At 63.8% G+C, this 11,014-nt stretch carries 11 protein-coding genes and 1 riboswitch; of the genes, 3 read left to right on the top strand and 8 right to left on the bottom strand.

Annotation, left to right across the window (positions count from 1 at the left end):
* Nucleotides 1–41: 41 nt before the first annotated feature.
* Complete coding sequence (locus tag FJ986_RS30160) at nt 42–239, bottom strand: DUF680 domain-containing protein (RefSeq protein WP_140501224.1); 198 nt, start codon at nt 237–239, stop codon at nt 42–44.
* A 479-nt stretch (nt 240–718) separates the two neighbouring features.
* Nucleotides 719–921, top strand: a riboswitch (cobalamin riboswitch).
* A 130-nt stretch (nt 922–1,051) separates the two neighbouring features.
* On the opposite strand from FJ986_RS30160, the gene FJ986_RS30165 reads away from it, so the two are divergent.
* Together FJ986_RS30165 and FJ986_RS30170 are read left to right on the top strand one after the other, a co-directional pair.
* Complete coding sequence (locus FJ986_RS30165) at nt 1,052–2,299, top strand: aromatic ring-hydroxylating dioxygenase subunit alpha (RefSeq protein WP_140676902.1); 1,248 nt, start codon at nt 1,052–1,054, stop codon at nt 2,297–2,299.
* A 19-nt stretch (nt 2,300–2,318) separates the two neighbouring features.
* On the top strand, nt 2,319–3,419 hold the full coding sequence (locus tag FJ986_RS30170; protein WP_140676905.1) for a hybrid-cluster NAD(P)-dependent oxidoreductase: 1,101 nt from the start codon (nt 2,319–2,321) through the stop codon (nt 3,417–3,419).
* 93 nt (nt 3,420–3,512) lie between these two features.
* Here the strand turns inward: FJ986_RS30170 and FJ986_RS30175 are convergent, their stop codons facing one another.
* The 6 genes from FJ986_RS30175 to FJ986_RS30200 form a co-directional block, all read right to left on the bottom strand.
* On the bottom strand, nt 3,513–3,911 hold the full coding sequence (locus FJ986_RS30175; RefSeq protein ID WP_140525618.1) for a type II toxin-antitoxin system VapC family toxin: 399 nt from the start codon (nt 3,909–3,911) through the stop codon (nt 3,513–3,515).
* Complete coding sequence (locus tag FJ986_RS30180; RefSeq protein ID WP_140501232.1) at nt 3,908–4,141, bottom strand: AbrB/MazE/SpoVT family DNA-binding domain-containing protein; 234 nt, start codon at nt 4,139–4,141, stop codon at nt 3,908–3,910. The genes FJ986_RS30175 and FJ986_RS30180 overlap by 4 nt, the downstream gene beginning before the upstream one ends.
* 143 nt (nt 4,142–4,284) lie before the next feature.
* Complete coding sequence (locus tag FJ986_RS30185; RefSeq protein WP_140558907.1) at nt 4,285–5,829, bottom strand: DegQ family serine endoprotease; 1,545 nt, start codon at nt 5,827–5,829, stop codon at nt 4,285–4,287.
* 197 nt (nt 5,830–6,026) lie between these two features.
* Nucleotides 6,027–6,746, bottom strand: a complete 720-nt coding sequence (locus FJ986_RS30190) for an MBL fold metallo-hydrolase (protein ID WP_140501235.1) — start codon at nt 6,744–6,746, stop codon at nt 6,027–6,029.
* A gap of 88 nt (nt 6,747–6,834) precedes the next feature.
* Nucleotides 6,835–8,001, bottom strand: a complete 1,167-nt coding sequence (locus tag FJ986_RS30195; protein ID WP_140558908.1) for a diphosphate--fructose-6-phosphate 1-phosphotransferase — start codon at nt 7,999–8,001, stop codon at nt 6,835–6,837.
* Between the two features lie 110 nt (nt 8,002–8,111).
* A complete protein-coding gene (locus tag FJ986_RS30200) occupies nt 8,112–8,879 on the bottom strand; it encodes a L,D-transpeptidase (protein WP_140517780.1) in 768 nt (255 codons plus the stop codon).
* A 389-nt stretch (nt 8,880–9,268) separates the two neighbouring features.
* Here FJ986_RS30200 and FJ986_RS30205 point away from each other — a divergent pair, with 389 nt between their 5' ends.
* Nucleotides 9,269–9,892, top strand: a complete 624-nt coding sequence (locus FJ986_RS30205) for a LysE family translocator (RefSeq protein WP_140517779.1) — start codon at nt 9,269–9,271, stop codon at nt 9,890–9,892.
* A 110-nt stretch (nt 9,893–10,002) separates the two neighbouring features.
* Here FJ986_RS30205 and FJ986_RS30210 read toward each other — a convergent pair.
* On the bottom strand, nt 10,003–11,014 hold a 1,012-nt coding region (locus FJ986_RS30210), incomplete at its 5' end, for an autotransporter outer membrane beta-barrel domain-containing protein (protein WP_140676908.1).

Genomic DNA, 11,014 nt, shown 5'->3' on the forward strand with positions numbered 1-11,014 from the left:
CCAGGACGGCGGAAGGCCCGCCGTCAACTGGAGATCGGCTGTTAGTTGTTGCCGAAGAGGTTGCGATCGGCACCCTGGACAGGCGTCTGGGCAGCCGGTTCCGACTTCTTGGTCGAAGCGGTGTACGAGCTGTCGACGGCGGTGGCCGCAGGGGCATTCGAACCATAATGGTCGCTACTAGCGAAGGCGCTGCCGGAAACAGCCAGAAGGGCGGCGGCAGTGAGAATGATCTTTTTCATTTTTTGATACTCCAGTATTTTTCCGTCCGTCTAGCGGCGTGTCTTGGGAGGAAATCGCGTCGTTCGGACAGCCCCGATGTGGGAAAGCCATACCGCCATTTCCAATCACGAAGTTTTTCCGTGTGGACCAAGTTTCCACCACTTGAAATTGTGCCAGGGCCTTCTACATTCGTTTTTTCCATTTGTTATCAAATAGTTATTCTAACAGACGGCGCGATCACCAACTGTGTCGAAGGCCCAGTGTTCACACCGTCCTGCACGCATCGTCAACAGAAACGAACCGTTCGGTTCGATTTTAGAGGGCGCTAATAGTCACTTTTCGAAACCGTTAACCTTTTTTGCCTCCGCCACGAGACGGAATCCGAGGCGGCGACCTGAGGCTTTCTGCCCCTGCAACGGCGGCCGCACCGTTTTCAGTGCGTGTCGCGCGGCATGGATGCGATGTCGTTTTCATGCCGACGACAAGCCGGCGATCATGGTTAGATCCTGCCATCTCAGGTGCCGCCGCGTGACGACGAGGCGGAGAATTGGGAAGCCGGTCAGAATCCGGCGCTGCCCCCGCAACGGTGGTGGAGTTCAGGTCGCAACGGGAGACCACTGGGCAAAGGCCTGGGAAGGTGTCGCGACAGTCCGCAAGGACAGCTCCAGAGCCCGGAAACCAGCCTGAGATGTTGGACTCGACTGATCGCGGCGGGCGGTCAAGAGGCGGATGGTGCATGTCCGGCGCAAGCCGGCGCGCGGCTTGATCCTTCCTCTCTCCCCTCCGTTCAGTCCTTCGATGCGAGGACAGGACTTCAATGCGAGGACAGGACATGGATGCGCGCAACGACATGCTGAAACGGCTGCAAGGCCGCAGGGACGGCTTCTCGCTCGAGCAGCCCTTCTATACCGATCCCGACTACTTCAAGCTCGACATGGAGCTGATCTGGTACCGCGACTGGCTGTTCATCGGCCATGATTGCGAACTGCCCCGGCCCGGCAGCTTCATCACCGTGCAGATCGGCGACTATCCTGTGGTGCTGGTGCGTGACCAGAAGGGCAACATCAACGCCTTCCACAATTCTTGCCGCCATCGCGGCAGCCGCGTCTGCAACACAGACAAGGGCACGGCGGCGAAGCTCGTCTGCCCCTACCATCAGTGGACCTATGAACTGGACGGCAGGCTGCTGTTCGCCAGGCAGATGGCCGAGGGTTTCGACAAGAGCCAGTTCGGCCTGAAGCCGGTCGCCTGCGAAAGCGTCGGCGGCTACATCTTCATTTGCCTCGCCGACGAGCCGGCGGATTTCGCGCCGATGCGGACGATGATCGAACCCTATTTGCTGCCGCATCGGCTGCGCGAAGCAAAGGTCGCCTTCGAGAGCACCATCGTCGAGAAGGGCAATTGGAAGCTGGTCTGGGAAAACAACCGCGAATGCTATCATTGCGCCGGCAACCATCCGGAGCTCTGCAAGACCTTCCCGGAGGCGCCGACCGTGACCGGCGTACAAGACGCCGACAGCGACCCGGAGATGCTGGCGCACTGGGCCAAGTGCGAGGCGGCAGGCCTGCCGAGCAGGTTCCGCATCGACCCGGCCGGACAGTACCGTGCCACCCGCGCGCCGCTGCTGCGCGATGCCGTCAGTTACACGATGACGGGAAAACACGCGGTCAAGAAGAACCTTTCCGACGGCGTTGCCACCGACCGCATCGGCTCCTTGCTGCTCTATCACTATCCGACGACCTGGAACCACATCCTTGGCGACCACGCCGTCACCTTCCGCGTGCTGCCGATCAGCGCCACCGAGACCGCGGTGACGACCAAATGGCTGGTTCACAAGGACGCGGTCGAGGGTGTCGACTACGATCTCGCCGAGCTCACCCATGTCTGGACCGAGACCAACGACCAGGACCGCCGCATCGTCGAGGAAAACGCCTTCGGCATCCTGTCGCCGGCCTATGAACCCGGCCCCTATTCCGAACTGCACGAAAGCGGCGTCATCCAGTTCGTCGACTGGTACGCGCGTTTCATCGGTCCGCGCCTCGCCGAAGGCGGCCGGCCGGCCCTGCGCAGCGTTGCTTGAGAGGTGAGGGATGAATGCGATGACGGATCTCGGCCTCTATCGCCATCTCGATCAGATGGCGCCCTGGAACGACAGGCTCCAGGTGCTGGAAGTGATCGGCGTGAGCGATGAGGCGCCTGATGTAAAGACCTTCACCTTCCGCTCCGATAACCAGACCTGGTTCCGCTACAAGCCGGGCCAGTTCGTGACGCTGGAACTGCCGACAGCGGATGGGCCCCTGATGCGCACCTACACGCTGTCGTCTTCGCCCTCGCGGCCGTTCTCGATCGCGGTGACGGTGAAGGCGCAGGCCGGCAGCACCGGCACGCGCTGGATGTTCGACCATTTGAGGCCTGGTTCGCACGTCAAGGCCTATGGGCCGGCCGGAGACTTTTCGCTGCACAGCCACCCGGCAGCCAAATATCTGTTCATCTCGGCCGGCTCCGGCGTGACGCCGATGATGTCGATGCTGCGCTGGCTGAACGACTGCGCGCCATGGACCGATGTCGGCTTCGTCAACTGCGCCCGCCGGCCCGAAGAGATCATCTTCCGCAAGGAGCTGGAATTGCTCGGCAGCCGCATGCCCGGCCTGTCGCTCGGCTTCATGATCGAGGAGCGGTCGAGCCGGGAGGGCTGGTTCGGCCATATGGGCCGCATCGACGCCATCCGGCTGCCGCTTTTGGCGCCCGATTTCCGAGAGCGCGAAATCTTCTGCTGCGGCCCCGATCCCTTCATGCGTGCCGTGCGCGGCATGCTCGAAGCCGCCGGCTTCGACATGGCGAAATACCATCAGGAAAGCTTTGCAGCGCCTCTGGCGGAGGAAATCCCGGCGCCGTTCGCCCCGCCGACCGGAGACGGCGCAGCCATTCCTGTCGAAGCCGCGACACCGATCCGGTTCTCGCTTTCGGATGTCGATGCCGCATGCATCGCCGGCCAGACGGTGCTGCAGACGGCGCGCGCCTCGGGAGTCAGAATCCCCGCCGCGTGCGAATTCGGCCTGTGCGGAACCTGCAAGGTCAAGAAGGTCTCGGGCGAGGTCGAGATGAGCCACAATGGCGGCATCCTCGATCACGAGATCGAGGACGGCTTCATCCTCGCCTGCTGCTCCAAGCCGCTTTCGGCGCTTGACATCGAGGCGTGACCGGCGGCGCTCGGCGGTCTGCAACGCCGCTTAAAGCGCGTCGCATGAGCCCATTTCGATGCGACACGCTTTGGAGCGAAATCCGACGGCCATTCAGGGAGTGATCAGCGTCACAGAAGGGAAATAAGTCCGGTAGCGGCCGATATCACGCGTCAGCAGCGGAAGGCGTCCGACGGCTGCGTGGGCGCCGATGAAAAAGTCAGGCAGCACGCCGGTCCTGGATCCTCCCGATCTGCGATATTGTGTAAATGCTTTTCCGGCAAGGAAGAGGGCTGCTCTTGGCATCGGAACCATTTCTAGACCGGCCGCCTCGACAAACGCCTCGAGATCCTCGATGCGTGCGTAGCGGACGGCAAGCTCGGCATAGACCGCATCATTGATCAACAACGGCCCATCAAGGCTCGCTGCCTCGAGATGGGCAACCGACCAATCCGCCCAGCTCGGATCGTCCGTAACAACGTCGAGCAGAACGTTGGTGTCGACGAGCGTCACCGTTCGGAACGCGTCAGCGCCATGATCGCGTCCGTCGTGAGCCCCTCGCCGGCATGACCTCGCAACCTGGCGAAGCGGCTCGCCGGCTGCTTTTTGTCAGCACGGGTCAGCACCACGCTGCCATCGGCAGCGCGCCGGAAATCGACCTTGCTTCCCGGCACGATCTCCAAGAGATCGCGAACCGGTTTGGGGATGGTCACTTGTCCCTTCGCTGTAACGGTCGTCGCCATCTTCGTTCCTCGGTAATACCATGTCTCCCGAAGGTATTACCTTGCGGTTCGAATTTCAAGGCCTGAAGCGTCAATCCCCGGCCGGGAGGCGGGCTCGTCGACCGACAAGCCCGCCATCCCTGCATTCATGTCAACGCGATGTCTCAGCCATTGGCGAAGGGCACGGCGACATAGATCTGGGCATCGCCTCGTTCCACCAGCAGCAGCACCGATTTGCGGCCTGACTTGCCGGCCTGCGCGATCGCCTGCGTGGCCTGCCTGGCGCTCTTCACCGGCATCTGGTTGACGGCGATAATGATGTCGCCGGGCTGGACGCCGGAAGCCGCCGCCGCCTTGTTGGGATTGACCGCGGCGACCACCGCGCCACGCTGGTTGTCGGGGAGGTTCATCTGCTGGCGAATATCGGGCGTGATGTCCATCAGGCCGAGCCCGATCGCCGGCAGGCGGGCGCCCTGCCCGTTTCCCGGCGCGCCGGAATCACCAGATACCGACGCGGTCTGCGCGTCGTCGCCATTGCGGCCGACGTCGACGGAAAGCTGCATGGTTTTGCCATTGCGCCAGACGTCGAGCGTTTCCTTCTTGCCGGGCGAGACATCGGCGACGGCACGCGACAGGTCCTTGGGGTCCTTTATCTCCTGGCCGGCGAAGCCGGTGATGAGGTCCCCCGTCTGGATGCCGGCCGCGGCCGCCGGCGAGCCCTCGGTGACCGAGGAGACCAATGCGCCGCCGGGGTGATCGAGACCTATGGCACTGGCAACGTCCGGGGTCACCGGCTGGATCTGGACGCCAAGATAGCCGTATTCGATTTCGCCGCCCTTCATCAGCTTGGCGACCACCTTTTGCGCCTGGTCGGACGGAATGGCGAAGCCAACGCCGACGCTGCCGCCATTGGGCGAATAGATCGCGGTGTTGATGCCCACGACGTTGCCGCTCACATCGACCAGCGGACCGCCAGAGTTGCCGTGGTTGATCGGCGCATCGATCTGGATGAAATCGTCGAACGGCCCGCTGTGGAGATCGCGGCCGCGCGCCGAGACGATACCTGAGGTGACCGTGGTGCCGATGCCGAACGGATTGCCGAAGGCCAGCACTTGATCGCCCGGCATCAACTTATCAGAATCTCCCCATTTTACCGTCGGCAGGGGCTTGTCGGCCTTGATCTTGATCACCGCAAGGTCGTTCTTGGCGTCGCGGCCGACCAGCTTGGCGGGAAGCTCTGAACCGTCGTCAAGCGTCACCTTGATCGAGCTCGCGCCGTCGATGACATGGTTGTTGGTGACGATGGTGCCGTCGGCGCCGACGATAAAGCCGGATCCGAGCGCTTCGGCGCGCTGCGACTGCTGCGGCGGCGCTTTCGGCCCGGGCATGCCCTGGTCGCCGAAGAACTGGCGGAAATAATCGTCGAAAGGCGAGCCGCCGCCGTCCAGGGGCGAGGCATCGCTCATGGCGTCCGGTTGCCCCTTCATGACGGTCGTAACCGTCACCACGGCCGGCTTGTCGGCTGCCACGATGGGGGCAAAGGAGCCGTTCGGGGCCGCTACACCGGCTACGGGGGTCTGTGTCGTACCGACGGCGTTGTGGACCTCGTTCGGGCTTTCGGCGAAGGAGGCCACGATGGGAGAGATGATCAGCGCAGCGCCCAGCAGGGCCGCGACGCGATGTCTACGAAGAATGCTTATGGGTGACATGGTCGTTCTGTCCGGGCGAGAGTTGAACCTGGGCCGCGGATGGTTCGGGGGAAAACACCCGTCGGCTGTCGACAGCCGGATTGCCTGTCTCGCCGCGCATGGCAGCCGGCCGGATCGACAAACCAGCATCTAGGGCGCGGATTGGCCCGATTTAGGGTTTTCGGGCGACCTTACGAAGATTTAATTTTAGAGCCGGCTTATGGACCAGCCGCTCGGCTGAGATAGGCCGAGGCGATCTCGCGCATGCGCTCGCCGTCGAAACTCGGGCCGTGACCGCCATGGCCGATGCGGATCGGCAGGTCGAGCAGACGCCGCATGGTGAGGCAATAGGCCGACTTGTCGGAGTCTGGCAGGTCGTCGATCAGCCGGTCGTCATAGATGGCGTCGCCGCTGAAGAACAGGCCGTCTGCTTCGTCGAACAGCGCGATCGAATCCGGCGAATGCCCGGGCAGATGCAGCACGCGGAAGCGGCGGTCGCCGAGATCGACGACATCACCCTCGTCGAGGGTGCGCGTCAGCGGCGCTGGCGGGATCTTGTAATCCGCAGCCTTCCAGCCCGGTGCCGGCAGTCGCGAGACGGCGCCGTCGAGGTCGTGGAACATGTAGGCGTAGGTCGCCGCCTCATCCATGTTCTCGAACTGCGCGGCACTCACCCTGGGTCCCGCGCGCAGCGCGAATTCATGCAGCGAGCCGACATGATCGAGATGGATGTGGGTGGCGACGACGATGAGCGGTTTGCCGGCCCGGGTTTCGATCTCCGGCGCCAGCGGGCAGATGCCCATGCCGGTATCGACCAAAAGGTCGGCGTCGCGGCCGGTGAGATGCCAGATGTTGGCGCGCACATAGTCATGCACGAACGGCTCGGTCAGCATCGTCGTCTTCTCGTCGACGATGCTCCTGCTGAACCAGTTCTCCATCAGAAGCGGCCCGGCATCAAGCGTGAGCCCGGCATCAGGTGTGAGCCTCGCATCAGGTGTGATCCTGGAATCAAGTATGGTCCCGACATCAGACGAAGGGCTTTCCGACCTTGTATTTTTCCGGCACCAGCCGCTTCAGGTAAGCCATGCCGGCGTCGGACAGATGGTTGGCGTCCGGCTTCATGAAGTTCTCGGGCATGTGACGGGTCTTGCCGGCCACGTTCTTCAGCGGCACCTTCTTCAGCACGGTTTTGGTGCCGTCATATTGCAGCGCCACGGAGCCGCCGCCCTGTTCGGCCACGGTGACCGCGAACGCTCCCGCGTCGAACGCCTCCTGCGCGTCGACGGCGCTGATGGCGCCGACATAGCCGCGCGGCATGTAGCCCAGCGCATCGACGCGGGCGCGCTTGCCCGGCAGCCCTTCGGCGAGCGCCCGCTCGAGTGCCGCCGGCAGGTCGCTGCCCGATAGCTTGACATTGCCATGCTGGTCGCGCTCCAGCTTCTCGGGCGGGACCAGGCTTTCAACCAGCGCCTTGCCGTCGGCGGTGCTCACCCCTTCCGAAACGGCGACGATGCAGCGCTTGTGGCGGTCGAGCGTGGCGCGCACGTCCTCGATGAAGGCTGTGGCCGAGAACGGCCGCTCCGGCACGTAGACGAGATGCGGACCACTGTCGGGATCGAGCTGCCAAGCCGCGGCCGCGGCCGTGAGGAAGCCGGCGTGCCGGCCCATGACGATGCCGACATAGATGCCGGGCAGAGCGCGGAAATCGAGATCGACGGACAGGAAAGCGCCGGCGACGAACTCGGCCGCCGAGATGAAACCCGGCGTGTGGTCGTTCTCCTCGAGATCATTGTCGATGGTTTTGGGCGCATGCACGAACGCGATCTTGCCCCCGGCGGCATCGGTCAGGATCTGCTGCGTGCCCGACGTGTCATTGCCGCCGATGTAGATGAAGGCATCCGCGCCGGCCTTCTTCAGGCCGTCGAGGACGACCTCGCAATAGGCTGCATCCGGTTTGTCGCGCGTCGAGCCAAGGGCCGCGCTCGGCGTTCCGGCGATCAGCCGCAGGCGGTCTTCCGGGACGGCGGAGAGGTCGATATAATTGCCGTCGCGGATACCGCGCACGCCGTGGATGGAGCCCAGGACCTTGGCGCCGGGATGCCGCTTGCGGATCTCCAGCGTCGCCCCGACCACGGTCTGGTTGATGACGGCCGTCGGGCCGCCGCCCTGCGCGATGACGAAAGTTCCGGCCATTGGTGAAATTCTCCCGGGCGATTGGATTTCAGGCACCTTCGCCTGTCTTTGGCCATCGCGCAACGGCAGAAACGACCGGCCGCGCCAGCGGCCGCGAGGTGAGGCTTGAGCTAGACGACGACGACCGGGTTCTTCTTGGAAACGCGGCTGTAGAGGTCGATGATGTCCTGGTTGATCAGGCGCACACAGCCCGACGACATGGCCTGGCCGATGCTCCACCATTCGGGCGAGCCATGGATGCGGTAGCCGGTGTCCTTGCCGTCCTGATAGATGTAGAGAGCGCGCGCCCCGAGCGGGTTGGTGAGGCCGCCGGGCTGGCCGCCCTGCCATTTTACCAATTCCGGCTTGCGGGCGATCATTTCCGGCGGCGGGGTCCAGGTCGGCCATTCCCGTCCGTACTGGATGTTGGCGCGGCCGGACCAGCGGAAGCCGTCCTTGCCGATGCCGACCCCGTAGCGGATGGCGTCGCCCCCCGGCTGGACGAGGTAGAGCATGCGCTCATTGAGATGAACGACGATGGTGCCGGGCGCTTCGCCCGTCTGGTCGACGACGATCTGGCGGCGGAATTCCGGCTTGATCTTGAGGTAGGGCACCTCGGGCACGTTGAAGCCGCCGTCGCTCAGGGACGCGTACATCAGGTCGGGGCTGGTGACGTTCTTGTCGACGCTGATGCTCGGCCGGATCGGCCGCACAGAGCCGGTGACCGTGTCGTCGAGCTCAAGCGCCGGCAGGCCGCCGCCCGAAGTCGAGCAGCCGGCGGCGCCAAGCAAGGCCAACGCCCCTGCCCCGGATAAAACGGCGCGGCGGGAGACAAGACTATCGGTTTCGATTGCGTCGCCGTTTCGCGGCGGCCTCAGACCTTGCGGCAACTCACGCATGTACCCAAACCCTACGCTGTCGGCGGGAAGCACGGTCCGGCCGGATGACGAGCATTTTCATCATTCATGGTTGATAAAGCGTGAAGGCCTTGCGCTGCCTGCATTTGCGAACAGGCTGGGCGCCATTGCGCCCTCTCCGGTATCGCCAACCAGCGTGCCCTGCACGAAATCACCTCGGGCGGGTCATAGTCCCGGCGCCAGCGTGTCAAAAGCGGGGGCCCCCATGTGCAAGACCTGAAAGATCAACCTCGAGCTTCTCGCCGAGATCGTGAACCTGTCGGGCGGCTCGACTGACGCCGAACTGCCGTTGGGGGGGGTAGAAACAAACCGCTTTACATTCTCCTGGACCGAAGGATTTATCCTCTTCTTTGAGCTCAAAGGAGACGAGCATGTCCTTCGAAAACTGGGCCGCCTTCGCTGCCGCGTCGACCATCCTCCTAGTCATTCCGGGACCGACCATCCTTCTGGTCGTGTCCTATGCCCTCGGCCAGGGATGGCGCACCGCACTGCCGATGGCCGTCGGCGTGGCGCTGGGCGACTTCACGGCGATGACCTTGTCCATGCTGGGCATCGGCGCCCTGCTGGCAGCTTCGGCCACCGTCTTCACGATCCTGAAGCTGATCGGCGCTGCCTATCTGGTCTATCTCGGCGTAAAACTGTTCCGGGCCGGCGGCGCGCTCAAGGCCGAGCCGCGCACCGATGCCGTGTCCTCCGCCAGGATGATGGGGCATGCCTGGCTGGTCACCGCGCTCAACCCGAAAAGCATCACCTTCTTCGTCGCCTTCCTGCCGCAGTTCCTCGACCGGCACGCCGATTTCTGGACGCAGATGCTGATCTTCGAGACGACCTTCCTGGCGCTCGCCTTCGCCAATGCCTTCGGCTACGCGCTGATCGCGTCGCGAGCGCGCAACCTTGTGCGCAACCCTAGGGCGATCCGCGTCTTCAACCGCACCGGCGGCACGCTGCTGGTTGGCGCCGGCATCGCCACAGTGGCGATGCGTTCAGGGAATTGAACAAGGGGGATTCGCTCAACGCACAGCGTTAGCGCTGCCCCTCACCTGCCTGCCGGCGGATGAGGGGCGGCGTCGACTTTACGCACGAAAACAGCGCCAGCTTCGCCGTCTCACCACTTGATGCTGACGCCGAGATTGCCCTCAAGGATGCGCCGCTTGTCACCGCCGAGATTGGTGGTGTAGTCGCCGGTGGCGAAGAGGCTGACCTTGTCCGTCACCTTGGCGGTCACGCCGCCGCCGAATTCGAACGAGGTCGAGCGGCTTTCGGTCGAGATGTCGGTGGTGTCGAAGTTGACGTGATCCGTGCCACCGGAACCGTGCCAGAGATTGGCCTTGAGGTAAGGTTGCAGCACGGTGCCGTTCAATGTCGTCTCGCCCTGCAGGCGCAGGCCGAGGCGTCCGGTGACGTTGTCGTCGAGATCGAAGGAAACCGACGCGAAGCGATCCTCGGCATCGTCGAGCGATAGATGCTGCCAAATCAGTTGCGCCTGCGGTTCGAGCGTCCAGCCTTGCGCCAGCGCGATCGGGTAGCCCCCTTCCAGCGAAGCGGTGACGCCGGTTCCCTTGACATCGATGCCGATGTCGCGGGTCGAGGTCGCATCGCCGCTGAAAAAAGTGGCCATGACGACCCCGTCCAGGTACCAGCCCCCGGGACCGATACGGGTCCAGTAGCCGCCGACGCTGGTGCCGCCGAGATCGATGTCGCCGACGCCCAGATCGTTCTGCCCCAGCGCCTGGCCGCGCACATCGCCGTTCATGGTGGCATAGGCGATGAACAGGCCGGCACGATCGACGCCACCTGAAGCGGTTTCCTGGCCAAACACGTCGAAGCCGCCCTGGAACCCGAACAAGGTGCCGTCGAACGACGGCGAAACCGTTCCCGACCAGCCCATCTTCGCGTCCTGGCCGAAGATACGGCCCCAGACCGGAGAGAGTTCGGTGTTTGACAACAGGCTCTGTTCGCCTCGCCGTTCATGGAAAGTACCAAGTGTCGTCATCGCCAGATGCTCGGCCACCGGCGGAACCGCCGAATAGACCGGGACCTCGACACGGTAGAGCAGGATCTCCTCCCCTGCCGCGGGCGTCGGAAGATCGGGCACCGCAGTCGGGACGGGCGGGGGC

This window comes from Mesorhizobium sp. B1-1-1 (assembly GCF_006442955.1).
Taxonomy (GTDB): Bacteria; Pseudomonadota; Alphaproteobacteria; order Rhizobiales; family Rhizobiaceae; genus Mesorhizobium.

Excerpts from the sequence above, each read along its gene's own strand:
- FJ986_RS30160 (WP_140501224.1), bottom strand. The coding sequence starts at position 239 with ATGAAAAAGATCATTCTCACTGCCGCCGCCCTTCTGGCTGTTTCCGGC.
- FJ986_RS30165 (WP_140676902.1), top strand. The coding sequence starts at position 1,052 with ATGGATGCGCGCAACGACATGCTGAAACGGCTGCAAGGCCGCAGGGAC.
- FJ986_RS30170 (WP_140676905.1), top strand. The coding sequence starts at position 2,319 with ATGACGGATCTCGGCCTCTATCGCCATCTCGATCAGATGGCGCCCTGG.
- FJ986_RS30180 (WP_140501232.1), bottom strand. The coding sequence starts at position 4,141 with ATGGCGACGACCGTTACAGCGAAGGGACAAGTGACCATCCCCAAACCG.
- FJ986_RS30185 (WP_140558907.1), bottom strand. The coding sequence starts at position 5,829 with ATGTCACCCATAAGCATTCTTCGTAGACATCGCGTCGCGGCCCTGCTG.
- FJ986_RS30190 (WP_140501235.1), bottom strand. The coding sequence starts at position 6,746 with ATGGAGAACTGGTTCAGCAGGAGCATCGTCGACGAGAAGACGACGATG.
- FJ986_RS30195 (WP_140558908.1), bottom strand. The coding sequence starts at position 8,001 with ATGGCCGGAACTTTCGTCATCGCGCAGGGCGGCGGCCCGACGGCCGTC.
- FJ986_RS30200 (WP_140517780.1), bottom strand. The coding sequence starts at position 8,879 with ATGCGTGAGTTGCCGCAAGGTCTGAGGCCGCCGCGAAACGGCGACGCA.
- FJ986_RS30205 (WP_140517779.1), top strand. The coding sequence starts at position 9,269 with ATGTCCTTCGAAAACTGGGCCGCCTTCGCTGCCGCGTCGACCATCCTC.